Annotated in this window: 21 protein-coding genes; 10 read left to right on the top strand and 11 right to left on the bottom strand. The window is 58.0% G+C overall.

Annotated elements, in window-relative coordinates; translation table 11 throughout:
* Positions 1-65 precede the first annotated feature (65 nt).
* Entirely contained in the window at positions 66-284 is a 219-nt protein-coding gene (locus KHQ23_RS07220) for a protein SlyX (RefSeq protein ID WP_020804863.1), read from the top strand.
* Between the two features lie 58 nt (positions 285-342).
* Here the strand turns inward: KHQ23_RS07220 and slyD are convergent, their stop codons facing one another.
* The 4 genes from slyD to kefG form a co-directional block, all read right to left on the bottom strand.
* Entirely contained in the window at positions 343-930 is a 588-nt protein-coding gene (gene slyD / locus KHQ23_RS07215; RefSeq protein ID WP_002920140.1) for a peptidylprolyl isomerase, read from the bottom strand.
* Between the two features lie 93 nt (positions 931-1,023).
* Positions 1,024-1,224: a YheV family putative zinc ribbon protein gene (locus KHQ23_RS07210; protein ID WP_002920143.1), complete on the bottom strand. Its 201-nt coding sequence runs from the start codon at positions 1,222-1,224 to the stop codon at positions 1,024-1,026.
* 11 nt (positions 1,225-1,235) lie between these two features.
* Entirely contained in the window at positions 1,236-3,041 is a 1,806-nt protein-coding gene (gene kefB / locus KHQ23_RS07205) for a glutathione-regulated potassium-efflux system protein KefB (RefSeq protein WP_004150031.1), read from the bottom strand.
* A complete protein-coding gene (kefG, locus tag KHQ23_RS07200; protein ID WP_032421862.1) occupies positions 3,028-3,591 on the bottom strand; it encodes a glutathione-regulated potassium-efflux system ancillary protein KefG in 564 nt (187 codons plus the stop codon). The genes kefB and kefG overlap by 14 nt, the downstream gene beginning before the upstream one ends.
* Before the next feature lie 173 nt (positions 3,592-3,764).
* On the opposite strand from kefG, the gene KHQ23_RS07195 reads away from it, so the two are divergent.
* From KHQ23_RS07195 to KHQ23_RS07180, 4 genes are all read left to right on the top strand, one after another.
* Positions 3,765-5,669: an ABC transporter ATP-binding protein gene (locus KHQ23_RS07195; protein WP_004901033.1), complete on the top strand. Its 1,905-nt coding sequence runs from the start codon at positions 3,765-3,767 to the stop codon at positions 5,667-5,669.
* Positions 5,670-5,896: 227 nt separating this feature from the next.
* The gene (locus KHQ23_RS07190; RefSeq protein WP_024264627.1) at positions 5,897-6,895 is read left to right on the top strand and encodes a hydrolase; all 999 of its coding nucleotides are present in this window, start codon (positions 5,897-5,899) and stop codon (positions 6,893-6,895) included.
* Complete coding sequence (locus KHQ23_RS07185; protein ID WP_002920151.1) at positions 6,892-7,110, top strand: YheU family protein; 219 nt, start codon at positions 6,892-6,894, stop codon at positions 7,108-7,110. Before KHQ23_RS07190 ends, KHQ23_RS07185 begins: the two co-directional genes overlap by 4 nt.
* A 36-nt stretch (positions 7,111-7,146) precedes the next feature.
* Entirely contained in the window at positions 7,147-8,016 is an 870-nt protein-coding gene (locus KHQ23_RS07180) for a phosphoribulokinase (RefSeq protein WP_002920153.1), read from the top strand.
* 54 nt (positions 8,017-8,070) lie between these two features.
* Here KHQ23_RS07180 and KHQ23_RS07175 read toward each other — a convergent pair whose 3' ends face one another.
* Positions 8,071-8,475, bottom strand: coding sequence for an OsmC family protein (locus KHQ23_RS07175; RefSeq protein ID WP_002920158.1), 405 nt, complete (start codon positions 8,473-8,475; stop codon positions 8,071-8,073).
* Positions 8,476-8,781: 306 nt separating this feature from the next.
* On the opposite strand from KHQ23_RS07175, the gene crp reads away from it, so the two are divergent.
* A complete protein-coding gene (gene crp, locus KHQ23_RS07170) occupies positions 8,782-9,414 on the top strand; it encodes a cAMP-activated global transcriptional regulator CRP (protein WP_000242758.1) in 633 nt (210 codons plus the stop codon).
* A gap of 51 nt (positions 9,415-9,465) precedes the next feature.
* The gene (locus KHQ23_RS07165; protein WP_004150035.1) at positions 9,466-11,544 is read left to right on the top strand and encodes a YccS/YhfK family putative transporter; all 2,079 of its coding nucleotides are present in this window, start codon (positions 9,466-9,468) and stop codon (positions 11,542-11,544) included.
* Here the strand turns inward: KHQ23_RS07165 and KHQ23_RS07160 are convergent.
* The 5 genes from KHQ23_RS07160 to ppiA all read right to left on the bottom strand — a co-directional run bounded on the left by KHQ23_RS07160 (position 11,534) and on the right by ppiA (position 14,876).
* Positions 11,534-12,754 (bottom strand): aspartate aminotransferase family protein, encoded by a 1,221-nt coding sequence (locus KHQ23_RS07160; RefSeq protein WP_032435142.1) that lies wholly within the window; start codon positions 12,752-12,754, stop codon positions 11,534-11,536. The two genes, KHQ23_RS07165 and KHQ23_RS07160, sit on opposite strands and share 11 nt — an antisense overlap.
* Positions 12,755-12,844: 90 nt before the next feature.
* Positions 12,845-13,408 carry an aminodeoxychorismate synthase component 2 gene (gene pabA, locus KHQ23_RS07155; protein ID WP_002920229.1) on the bottom strand — a complete coding sequence of 188 codons (564 nt, stop codon included), beginning with the start codon at positions 13,406-13,408 and terminating at the stop codon, positions 12,845-12,847.
* A gap of 32 nt (positions 13,409-13,440) precedes the next feature.
* Positions 13,441-14,043, bottom strand: coding sequence for a putative adenosine monophosphate-protein transferase Fic (locus KHQ23_RS07150; protein ID WP_073553671.1), 603 nt, complete (start codon positions 14,041-14,043; stop codon positions 13,441-13,443).
* Between the two features lies 1 nt (position 14,044).
* Positions 14,045-14,200, bottom strand: coding sequence for a YhfG family protein (locus KHQ23_RS07145; RefSeq protein WP_032435145.1), 156 nt, complete (start codon positions 14,198-14,200; stop codon positions 14,045-14,047).
* Positions 14,201-14,306: 106 nt separating this feature from the next.
* Entirely contained in the window at positions 14,307-14,876 is a 570-nt protein-coding gene (gene ppiA / locus KHQ23_RS07140; protein WP_002920238.1) for a peptidylprolyl isomerase A, read from the bottom strand.
* Between the two features lie 276 nt (positions 14,877-15,152).
* Between ppiA and tsgA the strand changes: the two genes are divergently transcribed.
* Positions 15,153-16,340, top strand: coding sequence for an MFS transporter TsgA (tsgA, locus tag KHQ23_RS07135; protein ID WP_047693964.1), 1,188 nt, complete (start codon positions 15,153-15,155; stop codon positions 16,338-16,340).
* On the opposite strand, the gene KHQ23_RS07130 is transcribed toward tsgA, so the two are convergent.
* Positions 16,337-17,659, bottom strand: coding sequence for a cytosine deaminase (locus tag KHQ23_RS07130; RefSeq protein ID WP_004174045.1), 1,323 nt, complete (start codon positions 17,657-17,659; stop codon positions 16,337-16,339). The genes tsgA and KHQ23_RS07130 overlap by 4 nt on opposite strands.
* Before the next feature lie 238 nt (positions 17,660-17,897).
* Between KHQ23_RS07130 and nirB the strand changes: the two genes are divergently transcribed.
* Both nirB and nirD read left to right on the top strand, forming a co-directional pair.
* Entirely contained in the window at positions 17,898-20,441 is a 2,544-nt protein-coding gene (nirB, locus tag KHQ23_RS07125) for a nitrite reductase large subunit NirB (RefSeq protein ID WP_004889472.1), read from the top strand.
* The gene (gene nirD / locus KHQ23_RS07120; protein WP_002920249.1) at positions 20,438-20,764 is read left to right on the top strand and encodes a nitrite reductase small subunit NirD; all 327 of its coding nucleotides are present in this window, start codon (positions 20,438-20,440) and stop codon (positions 20,762-20,764) included. Before nirB ends, nirD begins: the two co-directional genes overlap by 4 nt.
* Positions 20,765-20,841: the final 77 nt, after the last annotated feature.

Below are 20,841 nucleotides of genomic sequence, written 5' to 3'. Positions count from 1 at the left end.
GATGCTGCGCGCCAGGGGAAACTTAAGTAGAATCCGCCCGCAGGATCAGACTAAAGAGGTTACCCATGCACGATAGCACATTAGAAACGCGCCTTGCGGAGCTGGAAAGCCGGCTGGCGTTTCAGGAAATCACCATCGAAGACCTCAACAAAACCGTGACCGCCCACGAGATCGAGATGGCGAAGATGCGGGAGCATATGCGTCTGATGATCGAGAAGCTGAAGGCGACCCTCCCCTCCCATATCGCCTCCCAGGCGGAAGAGACGCCACCGCCGCACTATTGAGGCGTAAAAAAAGCGGGTTTCCCCGCTTTTTTGTCGTCTTCGTGCCGAAGCGCAAAGATTAGTGGCAGCCGCAGCCACCGTGGCCGCCGCAGCCGCCTTTACCATGGTCGTGACCATGATCGTGGCCGTGGCCGCCGCAGCAACCGTCATGACCATGGTCATGATCGTGATCGTGGCCATGCGCGCCGTGCACGTGACCGTGCTCCAGCTCTTCCGCAGTCGCTTCGCGGATGGCGACGACTTCCACATTAAACTTCAGGTTCTGGCCAGCCAGCATGTGGTTGCCATCAACCACAACGTGGTCGTCTTCAACTTCAGTGATTTCTACTGGTACCGGACCCTGATCGGTTTCCGCCAGGAAGCGCATGCCAACCTGCAGTTCATCAACGCCCATGAAGACGTCTTTCGGTACACGCTGCACCAGGTTTTCGTCATACTGACCGTAAGCGTCGTTAGCGCCGACGGCAACGTCAAATTTGTCGCCCACTTCGTGGCCATCCAGCGCGTTTTCCAGGCCGGAAATCAGGGAGCCGTGACCGTGCAGGTAATCCAGCGGCGCGCTTACCGGAGACTCATCAACCAACACACCGTCTTCTGTACGTACCTGATAGGCCAGGCTGACCACCAGGTCTTTTGCTACTTTCATGATATCTCCTGAGATGGGAAGAATAGTGGCGCAGATTGTAGCGGAATTCTGCTGCCGTGTACCCTTTAGCTTAAAAAAAGCCGACGGATAACGCTAGTCGGGATGAAAAATGCCAATCACCTGCTCCTCTTTGCGTACATGCTCACGGGCCTCTTTATCTGCCTCACGCATCTGATGACCGCACTTAACGCACTCAACAACATCGACATTATTCTCACGCCACATTGCCAGCGAATCCTGCGCCTGGCACGCCGGACATTTCGCCCCGGCAATAAAACGTTTACGCACTGCCATAAGATTTACCTTTATTCAAACTCGTCCCAGCCGTCCAGCTGCCGGCTCTCTTTCTGCATTTCGCGCTGGAAAATCTCTTCCAGTTCGCGCCGGGCCTCCCGCACGCGTGATATCTGTACCGTATCAGTATGCACTGGCATTAGCTCGCGCAGCATTCGCATATCGAGGCGTCGGAAGTGCAGCTGCGCGCGCTGGGCCTGGTGAGGATGCATCCCGAGGGTGATGAGCGCTTTGCGCCCCAGCTCCAACGCACTGGAGAAAGTTTCACGAGAAAACTGCGTCACGCCGGCCTGCAGCAGCTCATGCGCCTCAACGCGCCCGCGAGCGCGGGCCAGAATATGCAGATGTGGAAAGTGTTGTTGACACATTTCCACCAGCCGCATGGTATCTTCTGGCTCATTACAGGTGATGACGATCGACTGCGCCTCTTCCGCTCCCGCCGAGCGCAGCAGCTCCAGCTGGGTGGCATCGCCAAAATAGACTTTATAGCCATAGTTGCGCATCAGATTTACCGCACTGATGTCCCGCTCCAGTACCGTAATACGCATCTTATTGGCCATCAGCAGGCGACCAATGACCTGACCAAAGCGACCAAACCCGACAATAATCACCTGCGGCTTGTCATCCTCCACCCACGGCGCCTCACCGGTATCGTCCGCCGGGTTCAGCCGTCGCGACAATAGCTTATCTATCCCCTTCATCAGCAGCGGCGTCGTCATCATCGACAACGTTACCGCCACCAGCAGCAGCGCCATCTGGTCGTGCTGAAACAACCGCTGAGAGGCGGGCAGCGAAAAGAGGACAAACGCGAATTCGCCGCCCTGGCTTAATACGCCCGCGAACTGCATCCGCTCGGAACTTCGCAGGCCATAGAGACGGGCCAGCAGATAGAGCACCAGCATTTTTACCGCCACCAGCACCGCCACGCTCACCGCCACCCACAGCAGATGGGTATACAGTACGCCAAGGTTCAGCGCCATGCCGACGGAAATAAAGAACAACCCGAGCAGCAGCCCCTTGAACGGATCGATAGCGATCTCCAGTTCGTGGCGATACTCACTTTCCGCCAGCAGCACGCCGGCAATAAAGGTGCCCAGCGCCATCGACAGCCCCAGCGCCTCCATAAACAGGGCAGATCCGAGGACCAACAGCAGCGTGGCGGCAGTGAACACCTCCCTGACCCCCGAGCTGGCGATAAAACGGAACACCGGCCGCAACAGATAGCGTCCGCCAATCAGCATCCCGGCAAAGGCCAGGACCTTCATGCCGACCGTCAACCAGTTCACATGCTCATCCGCTGAACCGGCCAGCAGGGGCACCAGCGCCAGCGCCGGGATCACCGCCAGATCCTGAAACAGCAGCACCGAAAAGCCTAGCTGTCCCGCTTCGCTGCGGCTCATTCCCTTCTCACGCATCAGCTGCAGCGCCATGGCGGTGGAAGACATCGCCAGGCCGATCCCGCCGACCACCGCCGCCTGCCATGAAAACCCGGTCGTCATCAGCAACCCACCGAGGATCGCCGCGCTGAGCATCACCTGCGCCGCGCCAACGCCGAAGATGGAGCTCCGCAGTCGCCATAGCTTGGCGGGATTGAGCTCCAGGCCGATGATAAACATCAGAAACACTACGCCGAGCTCAGAGAAATGGAGAATTTCATCCACATCGCTGATAAACCCGAGCCCCCACGGACCAATGGCGATCCCGGCCAGCAGATAGCCCAGCACCGCGCCAATCCCCAGTCTTGAAGCCAGAGGGACGGCGATGACGGCCGCGAACAAAAACAACACCCCCGCCAGCAGCAAATCAGATCCCGCCATGGACACCTCCGGCGGCGATGGGGTTGGCCAACCAGTCCCGGTAGGCCAGGGCGCGGCTGCGCAGCTCCTCTGGCTGCTGCCTCCGGGCCCAGTAGACGATAATGGGGCTCATCCAGTGCATACGGCACATGCCGGCGGTCAGTTCAAAAGGACGTAAAATATCGTTCATCGGATAGCGATTAGCATCGCGACGGTAGGCGCTCTCAGGCTCGCCGGTGGTGATCACGCTGCGCCAGTACTTTCCCGCCAGTTCGTTCCCTCCGGCGCCGCTGGCGAAGCCGCGGCTTAACACACGATCCAGCCACTCCTTAAGCAGCGCCGGACAGCTCCAGGTATATAAAGGGTGCTGGAAAACAATCACCTCATGCTGGCACAGCAGGTCCTGTTCGTAAGCAATGTCGATAAAAAAATCCGGATAGTGCGCGTAGAGATCGTGCACGGTGACGTTCGGCAACTGTAAGGCCGGCTCTAATAAAACCCGGTTGGCCACGGAATCCTGAGATTCTGGGTGGGCATACAGCAGCAACACTTTCGCTGTCTGAGACATCATTCCCCTCCCGTAGGTCTTCTGGCGGCCTGCACAGCCCCGGCGTTTTGACACAGCCAGAATGACTTTGTGTATCGTCTTCGTTTTGGGCTACCATGGCGGCCCGGTGAAGCGATTCGCTTCCACACTACATTATCATAATGACAAATTAACATAGTCTGAACATACGGCGCCTTATGATTGTTTTCTCCTCGTTACAAATTCGTCGCGGCGTACGCGTCCTGCTGGACAACGCCACCGCTACCATCAATCCTGGCCAAAAGGTCGGTCTGGTGGGGAAAAACGGCTGCGGGAAATCGACGCTGCTATCGCTTTTGAAAAACGAGATAAGCGCTGACGGCGGCAGTATGACCTTTCCCGGCAACTGGCAGCTGGCCTGGGTGAATCAGGAAACCCCGGCGCTACCGCAGCCGGCAATCGATTATGTCATTGACGGCGATCGAGAGTATCGCCAGCTGGAGGCCGCGCTCCAGCAGGCTAACGAACGCAACGACGGTCATGCTATCGCCACCGTCCACGGTAAGCTGGACGCCATCGACGCCTGGACGATCCGTTCGCGCGCCGCCAGCCTGCTGCACGGTCTGGGTTTCAGCAATGAACAGCTTGAGCGGCCGGTCAGCGATTTTTCCGGCGGCTGGCGTATGCGCCTTAACCTCGCCCAGGCGCTGATCTGCCGCTCCGATCTGCTGCTGCTCGATGAACCGACTAACCACCTCGATCTCGATGCGGTGATCTGGCTGGAGAAGTGGCTGAAGGGCTATACGGGAACGCTGATCCTCATCTCCCACGATCGCGATTTTCTCGATCCTATCGTCGACAAAATTATCCATATCGAACAGCAGACAATGTTTGAGTACACCGGCAACTACAGTTCGTTTGAAGTGCAGCGCGCCACCCGCCTCGCTCAGCAGCAGGCGATGTACGAAAGCCAGCAGCAGCGCGTCGCGCACCTGCAAAGCTATATCGATCGCTTCCGTGCCAAAGCCACCAAGGCCAAGCAGGCGCAAAGCCGGATCAAAATGCTGGAGCGGATGGAGCTTATCGCTCCGGCGCACGTGGATAACCCGTTCCACTTCAGCTTCCGCCAGCCGGAGAGCTTGCCTAACCCGCTGCTGAAGATGGAGAAAGTCAGCGCCGGCTACGGCGAGCGTATAATTCTCGACTCCATCAAGCTTAACCTGGTGCCGGGCTCGCGTATCGGCCTGCTGGGCCGCAACGGCGCCGGGAAGTCGACGCTGATTAAGCTCCTGGCAGGCGAGCTCCAGCCCGTAAGCGGCGAGATCGGCCTCGCGAAAGGCATCAAGCTCGGCTACTTCGCCCAGCATCAGCTGGAATTCCTGCGCGCCGATGAGTCGCCGCTGCAGCACCTGGCGCGTCTGGCGCCGCAGGAGCTGGAGCAGAAGCTGCGTGATTATCTCGGCGGCTTTGGTTTCCAGGGCGATAAGGTGAGCGAAGAAACCCGCCGCTTCTCTGGTGGAGAAAAGGCGCGCCTGGTACTGGCCCTGATCGTCTGGCAGCGCCCTAACCTGCTGCTGCTCGATGAACCGACCAACCACCTTGACCTCGATATGCGTCAGGCCTTAACCGAAGCGCTGATCGACTTTGAAGGGGCGCTGGTGGTCGTATCGCACGATCGGCACCTGATCCGTTCCACCACTGACGATCTGTACCTCGTCCACGATGGTAAAGTCGAGCCGTTCGACGGCGATCTGGAAGATTATCAGCAGTGGCTCAGCGACTCGCAAAAACAGGAGTCCCAGAGCGGCGAGGCGCCAAAAGAGAGCGGCAATAGCGCCCAGGCGCGCAAAGACCAGAAGCGTCGGGAAGCGGAGCTGCGCAGCCAGACCCAACCGCTGCGCAAAGAGATCGCCCGTCTGGAAAAAGAGATGGACAAGCTCAACGCGCAGTTGGCCAGTGCGGAAGAAAAACTTGGCGACAGTGAGCTTTATGACGCCTCACGTAAAGCCGAGCTGACCGAATGCCTGCAGCAACAGGCCAGCGCGAAGACCGGGCTGGAGGAGTGCGAGATGGCCTGGCTGGAGGCCCAGGAGCAGCTGGAGCGCATGCTTCAGGAAGGCTAAACTCTTCCTCTTCATCCTGCCTGCGCGTACGCTGCCGCTGGCAGGGTGGGTTTCTGCCCTCTTCATGGCCTGGCCATCAGCGACATCAATGATTTGTTTTTGCTGTAAGCTGGCGTCACTGGCCGCAAGACCACATATTGGCTAACCCCCTGCATGCCCTGCGCGGTATAGTCATCATCACGTTTATTAATTGTTCTGGTGCTATGGTTGAAATCATCCCCACAGACATGACGCCCCCCGAAAACGATTCGCGTGAGTTCCATCCGATGCGCGGCGTGGGCAATCGTCATCTGCAAACCATGCTGCCGCGGCTGATTCGCCGTAAATTGCGCTTTACCCCGCACTGGCAGCGCCTTGAGCTGCCGGACGGCGATTTTGTCGATCTGGCCTGGAGCGAAGACCCGCACCAGGCGCGCCATAAGCCGCGCCTCGTCGTTTTTCACGGCCTGGAAGGCAGTCTGCACAGCCCGTACGCTCATGGTCTGATCCACGCGGCGATGCAGCGCGGCTGGCTGGGCGTGGTGATGCATTTCCGCGGCTGCAGCGGCGAACCTAACCGCAATCACCGCATCTATCACTCCGGCGAAACGGAAGATGGCACCTGGTTTTTGCACTGGCTGAAGCGCGAGTTTGGTCCCGCGCCGACCGCGGCCGTCGGCTATTCGCTGGGCGGCAATATGCTGGGCTGCCTGCTGGCAGAAGAAGGCGACCGCTGCCCGCTGGATGCGGCGGTGATCGTCTCCGCGCCTTTCATGCTCGAAGCCTGCAGCTATCATATGGATAAGGGCTTCTCGCGGGTTTATCAGCGCTATCTGCTCAATCTGTTAAAAGCCAACGCTTCACGCAAGCTGAAAGCGTACCCGGGCTCGCTGCCCGTCGATTTACGCCAGCTCAAAGGGATGCGCCGCATCCGGGAATTTGACGATATGATCACCGCCAAAATCCATGGCTTTGCCGATGCGCTGGATTATTACCGGCAATGCAGCGCCATGCCGCGGCTCAGCGATATCACTAAGCCGACGCTCATCATTCACGCGAAAGACGATCCGTTTATGGATCACCACTCGATTCCGCCGCAGGAGCAACTGCCCGCGAACGTAGAGTATCAATTGACCGAGCAAGGCGGCCACGTTGGCTTTGTCAGCGGCACTCTGCGTAAACCGGAGATGTGGCTGGAAAGACGCATTCCTGACTGGTTAAACCGCTGGCTGGAGGTTCCCGTATGATTATTCCCTGGCAGGATCTGGATCCCGAAACGCTGGATAACCTGATTGAAAGCTTTGTGTTACGTGAAGGCACCGATTATGGTGAACATGAACGTTCACTTGCCGATAAAGTCGCCGATGTAAAACAGCAGCTGAAACGCGGAGAGGCGGTCCTTGTGTGGTCGGAACTGCATGAGACAGTCAATATTATGCCGCGCGCGCTGTTTAACGGCTAAGGCGACGCCACTACATCGTTTAACCAGGGAGTTGTTATGTCTGCCAAACATCCGGTGATCGCCGTCACGGGCTCCAGCGGCGCGGGCACTACCACCACCAGCCTTGCCTTTCGCAAAATCTTCGCGCAGCTAAACCTGCACGCCGCGGAGGTGGAAGGCGATAGCTTTCATCGCTACACCCGCCCGGAAATGGACATGGCGATCCGTAAGGCGCGGGATCAGGGTAAACATATCAGCTACTTTGGCCCGGAGGCGAACGACTTCGGCCTGCTGGAGCAGACCTTTGTCGACTATGGTCGCCACGGCAAAGGTCAGTCGCGGAAATACCTCCACACCTATGACGAAGCCGTGCCGTGGAATCAGGTGCCGGGGACCTTTACCCCCTGGCAGCCGCTGCCGGAGCCGACAGACGTGCTGTTCTATGAGGGGCTGCACGGCGGGGTTGTCACGCCGCAACATGATGTCGCCAGCCATGTCGACCTGCTGGTCGGGGTGGTGCCTATCGTTAACCTCGAGTGGATCCAAAAGCTTATTCGCGACACCAGCGAACGCGGCCACTCCCGGGAGGCGGTGATGGACTCGGTCGTCCGCTCGATGGAAGATTACATCAACTTCATTACGCCGCAATTTTCCCGCACCCATATCAACTTTCAGCGCGTGCCGACGGTGGACACCTCCAACCCGTTTGCCGCCAAAGCGATCCCCTCGCTGGACGAGAGCTTTGTGGTGATCCATTTCCGCAATCTGCAGAATATCGATTTCCCCTGGCTGTTGGCGATGCTGCAGGGCTCGTTTATCTCGCACATGAACACCCTGGTGGTGCCGGGCGGTAAAATGGGGCTGGCGATGGAGCTTATCATGACGCCGCTGGTCGAGCGCCTGATGGAAGGCCGTAAGATAGGCTAACCAAAAAACCCCGGCCTGGCCGGGGTTGAGATTCGATACAACGGCAGGCGAAGACTACGCCTCGATCACTTCATAGGAGTGGGTGATGTTCACCGCTTTTTCCAGCATCAGCGCCACCGAGCAGTATTTCTCTGCCGACAGGTCCACCGCCCGGGAGACCGCGGCATCTTTCAGCGCCTTGCCGGTGACGATAAAATGCAGATTAATATGCGTGAACAGACGCGGAGCCTCTTCGCGACGCTCGGAGGTCAGCTTCACTTCGCAATTGGTCACGTCGTGACGACCTTTTTGCAGAATGGAGACCACATCGATCGCACTGCAACCGCCCGCCGCCATCAGCACCATCTCCATCGGGCTGGGAGCCTTATCCCCGGAGTTGCCATCCATCAGAATCTGGTGTCCCGATGCGGACTCCCCGATAAAGGTTAACCCTTCTACCCATTTCACACGCGCTTGCATAAAATTTAACTCCAGTATCGCAATATTCCTGTCAGATTACGCGCACATAACAATTCTCGCAACGGAAGGCGACCTGCGTCATGCTGAAGCGAGACACCAGGAGACATGCGGCGAAAGCTATGCTAAAACAGTCTGGATGCTACAGTAATACATTGATGTACTGCATGTATGCAGAGGAGTTCACATTACGGGCTGTCGAAAAATCATCAGCCAGCTTCCCAGGTATAGGGAAACAATACGATTGCATGCCCGGACGCCGTGTAGTGTCGGCGCCCGGAGATAGCTTATAACAGAGGATAACCGCGCATGGTGCTTGGCAAACCGCAAACAGACCCTACCCTTGAATGGTTCTTGTCTCATTGCCACATTCATAAGTACCCATCAAAGAGCACGCTGATCCACCAGGGTGAAAAAGCAGAAACGCTGTACTACATCGTTAAAGGCTCCGTGGCTGTACTCATCAAGGATGAAGAAGGTAAAGAGATGATCCTCTCCTACCTCAACCAGGGCGATTTCATCGGTGAATTAGGCCTGTTTGAAGAGGGTCAGGAGCGTAGCGCCTGGGTACGGGCGAAAACCGCATGTGAAGTGGCCGAAATCTCTTATAAGAAATTCCGTCAGCTGATCCAGGTGAACCCGGACATTCTGATGCGTCTCTCTTCGCAAATGGCTCGCCGTCTGCAGGTCACGTCTGAGAAAGTGGGCAACCTGGCCTTCCTCGACGTGACGGGCCGTATCGCCCAGACGCTGCTGAACCTGGCGAAGCAACCGGATGCCATGACCCACCCGGACGGTATGCAAATTAAAATTACCCGCCAGGAAATTGGTCAGATCGTCGGCTGCTCTCGTGAAACCGTTGGTCGTATTTTGAAAATGCTGGAAGATCAGAACCTGATTTCCGCGCACGGTAAAACCATCGTCGTCTACGGCACCCGTTAAGTTGCTAAGCGGCGTATTGCTCCCGCAGTACGCCGTTTTTGTTTTTCCCTCATGTGGCGCAGGCTGATTTACCACCCGGAAGTCAACTATGCACTGCGGCAAACGCTGGTGCTGTGTCTGCCCGTGGCCATCGGTCTTCTGCTCGGCCATCTCCAGCAGGGGCTGTTATTTTCCTTAGTCCCCGCCTGCTGCAACATTGCCGGTCTTGATACCCCGCATAAGCGCTTTTTCAAACGCCTGATTATCGGCGGCTGCCTGTTTGCCGGATGCAGTCTGGTGGTGCAGTTGCTGCTTGCCCAGTCGATACCCCTGCCGTTTATTCTCAGCGGCCTGGCGCTCTTGCTCGGCGTTACCGCGGAGATCAGTTCGCTGCACGCGCGGCTGCTGCCCGCGTCGCTGATCGCCGCCATCTTTACCCTGAGCCTGGCGGGCAATATGCCCATCTGGGAGCCGCTGCTGATCTACGCCTTCGGCACGCTGTGGTACGGCGTGTTTAACTGGTTCTGGTTCTGGCTGTGGCGCGAACAGCCGCTACGGGAGTCGCTTAGCCTGCTTTACCGGGAGCTGGCGGACTACTGTGAAGCCAAATACAGCCTGCTGACCCAGCATACCGATCCCTCGACCGCCCTGCCGCCGCTGCTCACCCGCCAGCAGAAAGTGGTCGATCTGATTACCCAGTGCTATCAGCAGATGCATATGCTGGCCGCTAACCAACGCAACGATCATAAGCGCCTGCTGCGGGCGTTTCAGATGGGGCTGGATCTGCAGGAGCATATTTCGGTCAGCCTGCATCAGCCGGAAGAGGTGCAAAAGCTGGTGGAACGCAGCCATGCCGAAGCGGTGATCCGCTGGAACGCGCAGACCGTCGCCGCCCGCCTGCGCGTGCTGGCGGATGACATGCTCTATCATCGCTTTCCAAAGCGCTTTCAGATGGATAAACAGATCGAGGCTCTGGAAAAGATCGCCAGACAACATCCGGATAACCCGGTCGGCCACTTCTGCGCCTGGCACTTCAGCCGCATCGCCCGGGTGCTGCATACCCAGCGCCCGCTGTATGCCCGGGACCTGATGGCCGACAAAGAGCGTCGTTTACCGCTATTGCCCGCGCTAAAGAACTACCTGTCGCTAAAATCGCCCGCGCTGCGCAATGCCGCCCGCATCAGCGTGATGCTGAGCGTCGCCAGCCTGATGGGCAACGCCCTGCACTTGCCTAAGCCCTACTGGATCCTGATGACGGTGCTTTTCGTCACCCAGAACGGCTATGGCGCCACCCGGGTGCGTATTGTTCACCGGGCGGCAGGGACGCTCGCCGGCCTGACGATCGCCGGGCTGACCTTGCATTTTCACGTTCCGGAGAGCTACACCCTGAGCGGGATGCTGCTGATTACCCTGCTCAGCTATCTGATCATTCGCAAACACTATGGCTGGGCGATGGTTGGGTTTACGGTGACGGCGGTATATACCCTGCAGCTGCTGACGCTTAACGGCGAACAGTTTATTATCGCCCGGCTGATCGACACCCTTATCGGCTGCCTGATCGCCTTCGGCGGGATGGTCTGGCTGTGGCCGCAGTGGCAGAGCGGCCTGCTGAAAAAAAACGCCCACGATGCGCTGGAGGCCGACCAGCAGGCAATTCGCCTGATCCTCAGCGCCGATCCAAAAGCCCCCGCGCTGGCCTATCAACGCATGCGCGTCAACCAGGCGCACAACGCGCTCTACAACTCCCTGAATCAGGCGATGCAGGAACCCGGGTTTAATACCCACTATCTGGAAGATATGAAGCTGTGGGTGACGCACAGCCAGTTTATCGTCGAACACATCAACGCTATGACCACCCTGGCCCGGGAGCATACGATGCTGACCCCGGATCTTGCCCAGCGCTATCTCGAATCCTGTGAGATTGCGCTGCAGCGCTGCCAGCAGCGGCTGGACAGCGATGGTCCCGGCAGCGCAGGGGATGCCAATATTATGGAGTCGCCGGAAAGCGAGGCGCCGATCGGTCCGTTAAGCACCATGGAGCAGCATCTGCAACGCATTCTGGGCCATCTGAACACCATGCACACCATTTCGTCAGTGGCATGGCGTCAGCGGCCGCACCATGGCATCTGGCTGCGGAAGATCAACCGTTAATCACCTTTGCCACCGCCTGGGCAAAGCGCGCCATCCCTTCAGTAATATCCTGCTCGTCGATGATCAGCGAGGGAACAAAACGCATCACGTCCGGCCCGGCGTTGAGCACCATGACGCCGGCGTCGGCCGCGGCATAGAGGAAATCACGCGCGCGGCCTTTGTGCTGCGGCTTGAGTTCCGCGCCGATCAGCAGGCCCATCCCGCGTATATCACTGAACAGATCAAACTCGGCATCCAGCCGCTGCAGGTGTTTGACAAATAGTTCGCGCTTCGCGCTCACGCCATCCAGCACCGCCGGGGTATTGATCAGATCGAAGGCGGCGTTGGCGACCGCGCAGGCCAGCGGGTTGCCGCCGTAGGTTGAGCCATGGGAGCCCGCATGGAAGGCGCTGGCGATCTCGTGGGTGGTCAGCATGGCGCTGACCGGGAAGCCGCCGCCCAGCGCTTTGGCGCTGGTCAGAATATCCGGGGTCACGCCGTAGTGCATATAGGCGAACAGCGAGCCGGTACGCCCCATACCGCACTGTACTTCATCAAAGACGAGCAGCGCCTGGTACTGATCGCACAGCTCGCGCAGTCCCTGCAGAAAAGCCGGCGTGGCCGCCGTCACGCCGCCTTCGCCCTGAATCGGCTCCACCACCACCGCGCAGGTGTGGTCATCCATCACCGCTTTTACCGCCTGCAGATCGTTGAAGGGAACATGGACAATATCCGCCGGTTTTGGGCCGAAACCATCGGAATACTTCGGCTGACCGCCGACGGAAACGGTAAACAGGGAGCGGCCATGAAAGGCATTATGGAAGGCGATGATTTTGGTTTTATACGGGCTATGGCGGGTCACCGCATAGTGACGTGCCAGCTTAAAGGCCGTTTCATTGGCTTCGGTGCCGGAGTTCATAAACACCACGCGCTCGGCGAAGGTAGCCTCGACAAGTTTACGTCCCAGACGCAGCGCCGGCTCATTGGTAAAGACGTTGCTGGTGTGCCACAGCGTTTCGCCCTGCTGATGCAGCGCCGCCACCAGCGCCGGATGGCAATGGCCAAGCGCCGTCACCGCGATACCGCCGGCGAAATCGATATACTCTTTCCCCTGCTGATCCCAGACGCGGCTGCCCTTCCCCTTCACCGGGATGAATTCTGCCGGTGCATAAATTGGCAAAATAACTTCATCGAATGTGGCGCGGGTGATTGCCGGTTGTTCAGTTGCCATGTCTTACCCATCCCTCTTCGTTACGCAGATGCGATTATGATAATCTAATCACAAAATATGCATAAAAAATCAGTCAATAGCAACTGAAAATCACCGTTTCAAAAAGTTGGCCAGCAATTGATGGCCCTGCTCGCTGAGGATGCTTTCCGGATGAAACTGCACGCCCTCGAGATCCCATTCGCGGTGACGGATCCCCATAATCTCACCGCTGGCGCTGCGGGCAGTGACGTTAAACTCGGACGGGAGCGTCGGCGGGTCAATCACCAGCGAGTGATAGCGGGTCACCGTCAGGGGATTATTCAGCCCCTGAAACACCCCTTCGCCGTTATGCTCGATAAGCGAGGTTTTGCCATGCATGACCTGGGCCGCCCGCACGATAGTCGCGCCAAACGCCTGGGCGATCGCCTGATGCCCGAGACAGACGCCCAGCAGCGGCGTTTTTCCGGCATAGTGGCGGATAACCGCGAGGGAAATCCCCGCCTCATCCGGCGTGCAGGGGCCTGGCGAGATCACGATTTTCTCCGGCGCCAGCGCCGCTATCTCCTCCAGCGTCAACGCATCGTTGCGCCTGACCAGTACTTCCGCCCCCAGTTCGCAGAAGTACTGATACAGATTCCAGGTGAAAGAGTCATAGTTATCGATAAGCAGGATCATAGCGGCTCCGGAACAATCAAAACCGGGCTATTCTACTCAGATTCCCGCGCTTCGCTTACCACTTTGCGAAAGATCGCCACCAGCGGGGCCAGATCGCCCATCGCGCTCTGCTGGCAGGCCGCACTCCAGCCGGCGGGGTCAACGTCACGCCAGTTAAGAAGGTAGCCGGCATGTATCGCCAGCTGTTCAAAGAAAATGCGCTGGGTCAGGCCATTGCCAAGACGAAAAGGGTGCAGCACATTAATTTCACCATAGAACCAGCTCAGGCGTTCGATGAAGGTATCGCGCGGCAGGCCACTGAGATAATCCTCCTGCTCAAGGGCCTGCATCAGGGCATTCCCCTCCTCCTCGATCCGGGCAAAGTGGCAGAACGGCGTATCGTCCAGGTAGAGGTTCACTTCACGCAAGCGGCCCGCCCAGTCAAACAGATCCTGATACAACTGGTGATGAATAGCGCACAGATAGGGTAAGCCGCGCACCCGCGGGCCCAGCGGCAGAGTGGCCGCCCGCAGCGCTGTCATCTCAAAGGCGGCCTGCTGCAGATTTTTAGCCTGGCGGATGCCGAGACGGTTGCGCAGTACGTTCAGCGCCGGATAGAGATAAGGATCGCGTTCATCGCCGAATTTATCGCTCATACTACCTCCGCAACGTCGCCAGACGCGCCAGCGCCTCTTCGGCAGTCAGCGTAACCAGCGGCACCGTCACGCCTTCAAGGCGACGGCTGGCCTGAAAATTGGTATTGCGTGTCTGTTCCCAGAGTCGGGATTTTTGCTTATCGGTGAGTGGACGCATCGTCGCCCCCCTTATCGTCCCCTGTGTGCCACAAGTATAAGCAGCAATTTCAGGTTATGCCGGGAGGCGACCGGGCGCGGCGATAGACCACCGCGCCGCGGGAGGATTAGGGCAGCACTTTCGCTGAGAGGATAACGACTGGTTTGGTCGGCACATTCTGGTACGGACCAACGTTATGGGTCTGGACCTGGGAGATCTTATCCGCAACATCCATCCCCTTCACCACTTTGCCGAATACCGCATAGCCAAAGTCGCGCTGGCCATGGTCGAGGAAGGCGTTATCCGCCACGTTGATGAAGAACTGACTGGTGGCGCTATCCTGATCGGCGGTGCGCGCCATCGCGATGGTGCCGCGGGTGTTGCGCAGGCCGTTGTCTGCTTCATTCTTGATCGGCGGGTTAGGCTGCTTCTGCTGCATCTGTTCGTTAAAGCCGCCGCCTTGCACCATGAATCCCGGGATCACGCGGTGAAAGGTGGTGTTGTTGTAGAAGCCGCTGTTGACGTACTTCAGGAAGTTATCCACGGAAATCGGGGCTTTCTGGCTGTTTAACTCAAGCTCAATGTTACCTGCCGAAGTGGTCAGCAGCACATGCGGATCGCCCTTTGCCGCCATGGCCGGGGAGAACGCTGAAATAGCGAAAACGGCAGCCATCGCCGCCAGTGTTGATTTGAGCATGGAAATTCCTTAACGGAGCAGAATAAAAGCGAGTGCCTTGATTCTAAAGAGCCTTTGCATCCTGGGCCAGCCTTTTACCAAATTTTACTTAGCTGTAATAATTGTAACCGCGCAAACGATCTCCTTTGCAGCGAACAAGCGTGATGCAGATCACATTAAAACATGCAAAAGATAACCTATTTCACAATAAACATTTAATTACATCACCTGAACGAATAAAATCTGTCCGCCCGGCGCAGCGTCAACGCGCTTTACCTTTCTATTCACAGGCCAGTCATGACTAACAGCAACCGTATTAAGCTCACATGGATCAGCTTCTTCTCCTACGCCCTGACCGGCGCGTTGGTGATCGTCACCGGGATGGTGATGGGTAACATTGCGGATTATTTCCATCTGCCCGTTTCCAGTATGAGCAACACCTTTACCTTTCTGAACGCCGGTATTCTTATCTCCATCTTCCTAAATGCCTGGCTGATGGAAATCGTGCCGCTGAAAACTCAGCTGCGCTTTGGCTTTATTTTGATGGTGCTGGCGGTGGCCGGCCTGATGCTCAGCCACAGCCTGGCGCTGTTCTCCGCGTCAATGTTCGTTCTTGGCCTGGTGAGCGGGATCACCATGTCGATCGGGACCTTCCTGATCACCCATATGTATGAAGGCCGTCAGCGCGGGGCGCGTCTGCTGTTTACCGACTCCTTCTTTAGCATGGCGGGCATGATTTTCCCGATGGTCGCCGCCGTCCTGCTGGCGCGCAGCATCGAGTGGTACTGGGTCTACGCCTGTATTGGTCTGGTGTATGTCGCTATTTTCGTCCTGACTTTCGGCTGTGATTTCCCGGTGCTGGGCAAAAAAGCCCAGAGCGAAAACAGCCAGCCGGTGGTGAAAGAGAAGTGGGGCATCGGCGTACTGTTCCTCTCCGTTGCGGCGCTGTGCTACATCCTCGGTCAGCTGGGCTTTATCTCCTGGGTACCGGAATATGCGAAGAGCCTGGGCATGAGCCTCGGCGACGCCGGTAAACTGGTGAGCGATTTCTGGATGTCCTACATGATCGGCATGTGGTCATTCAGCTTCATCCTGCGCTTCTTCGACCTGCAGCGTATCTTAACCATCCTCGCCGGGCTCGCGACGGTGCTGATGTACCTGTTTATCAATGGTTCGCCGGAGCATATGCCGTGGTTTATTCTGACCCTGGGCTTCTTCTCCAGCGCCATTTACACCTCGATCATTACGCTCGGTTCGCAGCAGACGCGGGTCGCTTCGCCGAAGCTGGTGAACTTTATCCTCACCTGCGGCACCATCGGCACCATGCTCACTTTCGTGGTCACCGGCCCGATTGTGGCGGCCAGCGGTCCCCTGGCCGCGCTGCACACCGCTAACGGCCTCTATGCCGTGGTATTCGTAATGTGCTTTATCCTCGGCTTCGTCTCCCGTCATCGCCAGAACAACGCTCAGGCGGCGTCTCACTAAGCCTTCGGCCCCTTTGCATCCGCAAGGGGGCTGTTCCTCATAAAAGAAAGCTCCTCGCCACCGCGGTCAGTTTGGATCCAGCTTTGCGCCGGCTGGGTGGTCGCGATCACCCTTCCCTGGCGAATTGACCAGCGCACCGGCACCTGGCAGCGGACGGCCTCAAAGCCATTCTCCGCCGGGAGAATGATCAGGTTAGCCGGGTTGCCGCTGACAATGCCGTAATCCTCGAGGCCAAACGTGCGGGCGCTGTTGTCGGTGATAAGCTGCAGGCCGTCGTTGATCTGCTGGTAGCCCATCAGCTGGCAAACATGGAGCCCCATATGCAGGACCTGCAGCATATTGCCGGTCCCCAGCGGGTACCACGGGTCAAAGACGTCATCATGACCAAAGCAAACGTTGATCCCCGCCGCCAACAGCTCCTTCACCCGGGTAATGCCCCGTCGCTTCGGGTAGTCGTCAAACCGGCCCTGCAGATGAATATTCACCAGCGGATTGGCGACAAAGTTGATGCCGGAGAGCTTAAGCAAGCGGAACAGACGCGAGGTATAAGCGCCATTATAGGAGTGCATAGCGGTGGTATGGCTGGCCGTTACCCGCGGCCCTATCCCCGCTTTCAGCGCCAGCGCGGCAACGGTTTCAACAAAGCGCGACTGCTCATCGTCAATTTCATCGCAGTGAATATCCAGTGGGCGGTCATATTGCTGCGCCAGACGGAAGGCGATATGCAGCGATTCCACACCATATTCACGGGTGAACTCAAAATGCGGGATCGCCCCGACGACGTCCGCCCCCAGCTTGAGGGCCTCCTCCAGCAGCGCCTCGCCGTTGGGGTAAGAGAGGATCCCCTCCTGTGGAAAAGCGACAATCTGTAACTCGACCCATGGCGCCACCTCCTGTTTGACCTCCAGCATCGCCTTCAGCGCCGTTAACGTGGGATCGGAAACATCGACATGAGTGCGGACAAACTGCACGCCATTGGCGATCTGCCACTTCAGAGTTTTCCACGCCCGGGCTTTGACGTCCTCATGGCTGAGCAGCGCTTTCCGCTCCGCCCAGCGCTCAATCCCCTCGAACAGAGTACCGGACTGATTCCAGTTCGGCTCGCCGGCCGTCTGGGTGGTATCCAGATGGATATGCGGCTCGATAAAAGGCGGGATCGCTAGCCCGCCGCGAGCGTTCAATACCTCATAGCTTTCATCGTGCGCCTCCCCCATCGGCGTGATCGCGCCAAAGCGGCCCTTATCAATGGCTATTTGCCACAGGCCGTCGCGGTCTGCCAGGCGTACGTTCTGAATCAACCAAAGCGGCGCTGCTGTCATATCACCCTCTCTATTCAATACGGCTTGTTTTCTGTCTAACCCCAATCGCGGCTTACCCAATTCTTGTACACAAAATCAGCAAAAAGGAAAAGTCAGCGTTTTCCATGACTTATAAAAATACTGACAAATCAAACGCATACCCATTAAGTGGTAGGTGAAGTTGTCATTGATTTGCATCAATAAGCCTGATGGCTGAATCGTTAAGGTAGGCGGTAATAGAAAAGAAATCGAGGCAAAAATGAGCAAAGTCAGAATCGCTATTATCGGTAACGGCATGGTTGGCCATCGCTTTATCGAAGAGCTTCTCGATAAGGCGCCTGCCGGACAGTTCGACATTACCGTGTTCTGTGAAGAACCGCGTATCGCCTACGACCGCGTCCACCTGTCGTCTTATTTCTCCCATCACACTGCGGAAGAACTGTCGCTGGTACGCGAAGGTTTCTATGAGAAACACGGCGTCAAGGTGCTGGTCGGCGAACGGGCGATCACCATCAACCGCCAGGAGAAAGTGATCCACTCCAGCGCCGGGCGTACCGTGTTCTACGACAAGCTGATTATGGCGACCGGCTCATACCCGTGGATCCCGCCGATTAAAGGCGCGGAAACCCAGGATTGCTTCGTCTATCGCACTATTGAAGATCTTAACGCCATCGAATCCTGCGCCCGCCGCAGCAAACGCGGCGCGGTAGTCGGCGGCGGCCTGCTCGGCCTGGAAGCGGCCGGCGCGTTGAAAAACCTCGGCGTGGAAACCCATGTTATCGAATTCGCGCCGATGCTGATGGCCGAACAGCTCGACCAGATGGGCGGCGAGCAGTTGCGGCGCAAAATCGAAAGCATGGGCGTGAAAGTTCACACCAGCAAAAACACCAAAGAGATTGTTCAGCAGGGCACCGAGGCGCGCAAAACCATGCACTTCGCCGACGGTAGCGAGCTGCAGGTCGATTTCATCGTCTTCTCAACCGGGATCCGCCCGCGCGATAAGCTGGCCACCCAGTGCGGGCTGGCGGTCGCCCAGCGCGGCGGCATCATGGTCAACGATAGCTGCCAGACCTCCGATCCGGATATCTATGCCATCGGGGAATGCGCCAGCTGGAACAACCGCGTCTACGGTCTGGTCGCCCCCGGCTATAAAATGGCCCAGGTGGCCGTCGACCATCTCCTCGGCAGTGAAAATAGCTTCACCGGCGCCGACCTCAGCGCCAAGCTGAAGCTGTTGGGTGTGGACGTGGGCGGGATCGGCGATGCCCACGGCCGCACGCCGGGCGCCCGTAGCTACGTCTATCTCGACGAAAGCAAAGAAGTTTATAAGCGCCTGATCGTCAGCGCCGACAACAAAACGCTGCTCGGCGCGGTACTGGTCGGCGACACCAGCGACTACGGCAATCTGCTGCAGCTGGTGCTCAACGCCATCGAGCTGCCGGAAAACCCGGATTCGCTGATCCTCCCGGCCCACGCCGGCAGCGGCAAGCCGTCCATCGGCGTCGATAAACTGCCGGACAGCGCGCAGATCTGCTCCTGCTTTGACGTCAGCAAAGGCGACCTGATCGCCGCTATCAACAAAGGCTGCCACACCGTGGCGGCGCTGAAAGCGGAAACCAAAGCCGGGACCGGCTGCGGGGGCTGCATTCCGCTGGTCACTCAGGTGCTCAACGCCGAGCTGGCGAAACAGGGCATCGAGGTCAACAACAATCTGTGCGAACACTTCGCTTACTCCCGTCAGGAGCTGTTCCACCTGATCCGCGTGGAAGGCATCAAAACCTTCGACGAGCTGCTGGAAAAACACGGTCAGGGCTACGGCTGTGAAGTCTGTAAGCCGACCGTCGGTTCCCTGCTGGCCTCCTGCTGGAATGAGTACATCCTCAAGCCGCAGCACACGCCGCTGCAGGACAGCAACGACAACTTCCTCGCCAACATTCAGAAAGATGGTACCTATTCGGTGATCCCGCGCTCAGCTGGCGGCGAAATCACGCCGGAAGGGCTGGTCGCCGTGGGCCGCATCGCGCGTGAATTCAATCTGTACACCAAAATCACCGGCTCTCAGCGCATCGGCCTGTTTGGCGCGCAGAAAGACGACCTGCCGGAGATCTGGCGGCAGCTGATTGAAGCGGGATTCGAAACCGGCCATGCGTACGCCAAAGCGTTACGTATGGCGAAAACCTGCGTCGGCAGTACCTGGTGCCGCTACGGCGTTGGCGACAGCGTCGGCTTCGGCGTAGAACTGGAAAACCGCTATAAAGGTATCCGTACCCCGCACAAAATGAAGTTCGGCGTCTCCGGCTGCACCCGTGAATGCGCGGAAGCGCAGGGTAAAGACGTTGGGATCATCGCCACCGAGAAAGGCTGGAACCTGTACGTGTGCGGTAACGGCGGGATGAAACCGCGCCACGCCGATCTACTGGCCGCGGACCTCGATCGCGAGACGCTCATCAAATATCTCGACCGCTTTATGATGTTCTACATCCGCACCGCCGATAAGCTGACCCGCACTGCCCCGTGGCTGGACAATATGGAAGGCGGTATCGACTATCTGCGCAGCGTCATCATCGATGACAAGCTCGGTCTGAACGACCATCTGGAAGAAGAGCTGGCTCGCCTGCGCGCCGCCTTCGCCTGCGAGTGGACCGAGACCGTCAACAACCCGGCGGCGCAGACCCGCTTCAAACACTTTATCAACAGCGACCAACGCGACCCGAACGTTCAGGTGGTGCCGGAACGTGACCAGCACCGCCCGGCCACGCCGTATGAGCGTATCCCGGTTACTCTGGTGGAGGAAAAAGCATGAGCCAGTGGGTAAATATCTGCAGCATCGACGACATCCTGCCGGCCACCGGCGTCTGCGCCCTGCTCGGTCAGCAGCAGGTGGCGATCTTCCGTCCCTACCATGACGACAGGGTATTCGCCATCAGCAACATTGATCCGTTCTTCAACGCCAGCGTGCTGTCTCGCGGGATTATCGCCGAGCATGACGGCGCGCTATGGGTCGCCAGCCCGCTGAAAAAACAGCGCTTCCGCCTGAGCGACGGCCTGTGCATGGAAGATGCCAGCCACTCTATCGCCCGCTTCGACGCCCGCGTGAAAGACGGACACGTTCAGCTTAAAGCGTAAGTCCTTCTCCCTCCCCCCGGCCACGGGGGGAGATATAAGTAACAGTTCTGACCGACAGCGCATGAGTGCGGGATATG

Source organism: Klebsiella sp. 64 (assembly GCF_018223915.1).
GTDB lineage: Bacteria > Pseudomonadota > Gammaproteobacteria > Enterobacterales > Enterobacteriaceae > Klebsiella > Klebsiella pneumoniae.
Note: the sequence above shows the minus strand (reverse complement) of the source record. Positions and strands in the feature narration are given on the sequence as shown.

Excerpts from the sequence above, each read along its gene's own strand:
- nirD (WP_002920249.1), top strand. The coding sequence starts at position 20,438 with ATGAGCCAGTGGGTAAATATCTGCAGCATCGACGACATCCTGCCGGCC.
- KHQ23_RS07165 (WP_004150035.1), top strand. The coding sequence starts at position 9,466 with ATGTGGCGCAGGCTGATTTACCACCCGGAAGTCAACTATGCACTGCGG.
- nirB (WP_004889472.1), top strand. The coding sequence starts at position 17,898 with ATGAGCAAAGTCAGAATCGCTATTATCGGTAACGGCATGGTTGGCCAT.
- kefB (WP_004150031.1), bottom strand. The coding sequence starts at position 3,041 with ATGGCGGGATCTGATTTGCTGCTGGCGGGGGTGTTGTTTTTGTTCGCG.
- KHQ23_RS07145 (WP_032435145.1), bottom strand. The coding sequence starts at position 14,200 with ATGCGTCCACTCACCGATAAGCAAAAATCCCGACTCTGGGAACAGACA.
- crp (WP_000242758.1), top strand. The coding sequence starts at position 8,782 with ATGGTGCTTGGCAAACCGCAAACAGACCCTACCCTTGAATGGTTCTTG.
- KHQ23_RS07185 (WP_002920151.1), top strand. The coding sequence starts at position 6,892 with ATGATTATTCCCTGGCAGGATCTGGATCCCGAAACGCTGGATAACCTG.
- kefG (WP_032421862.1), bottom strand. The coding sequence starts at position 3,591 with ATGATGTCTCAGACAGCGAAAGTGTTGCTGCTGTATGCCCACCCAGAA.
- KHQ23_RS07180 (WP_002920153.1), top strand. The coding sequence starts at position 7,147 with ATGTCTGCCAAACATCCGGTGATCGCCGTCACGGGCTCCAGCGGCGCG.
- KHQ23_RS07220 (WP_020804863.1), top strand. The coding sequence starts at position 66 with ATGCACGATAGCACATTAGAAACGCGCCTTGCGGAGCTGGAAAGCCGG.
- slyD (WP_002920140.1), bottom strand. The coding sequence starts at position 930 with ATGAAAGTAGCAAAAGACCTGGTGGTCAGCCTGGCCTATCAGGTACGT.
- pabA (WP_002920229.1), bottom strand. The coding sequence starts at position 13,408 with ATGATCCTGCTTATCGATAACTATGACTCTTTCACCTGGAATCTGTAT.
- tsgA (WP_047693964.1), top strand. The coding sequence starts at position 15,153 with ATGACTAACAGCAACCGTATTAAGCTCACATGGATCAGCTTCTTCTCC.
- KHQ23_RS07210 (WP_002920143.1), bottom strand. The coding sequence starts at position 1,224 with ATGGCAGTGCGTAAACGTTTTATTGCCGGGGCGAAATGTCCGGCGTGC.
- KHQ23_RS07150 (WP_073553671.1), bottom strand. The coding sequence starts at position 14,043 with ATGAGCGATAAATTCGGCGATGAACGCGATCCTTATCTCTATCCGGCG.
- KHQ23_RS07160 (WP_032435142.1), bottom strand. The coding sequence starts at position 12,754 with ATGGCAACTGAACAACCGGCAATCACCCGCGCCACATTCGATGAAGTT.
- KHQ23_RS07190 (WP_024264627.1), top strand. The coding sequence starts at position 5,897 with ATGACGCCCCCCGAAAACGATTCGCGTGAGTTCCATCCGATGCGCGGC.
- KHQ23_RS07195 (WP_004901033.1), top strand. The coding sequence starts at position 3,765 with ATGATTGTTTTCTCCTCGTTACAAATTCGTCGCGGCGTACGCGTCCTG.
- ppiA (WP_002920238.1), bottom strand. The coding sequence starts at position 14,876 with ATGCTCAAATCAACACTGGCGGCGATGGCTGCCGTTTTCGCTATTTCA.
- KHQ23_RS07130 (WP_004174045.1), bottom strand. The coding sequence starts at position 17,659 with ATGACAGCAGCGCCGCTTTGGTTGATTCAGAACGTACGCCTGGCAGAC.
- KHQ23_RS07175 (WP_002920158.1), bottom strand. The coding sequence starts at position 8,475 with ATGCAAGCGCGTGTGAAATGGGTAGAAGGGTTAACCTTTATCGGGGAG.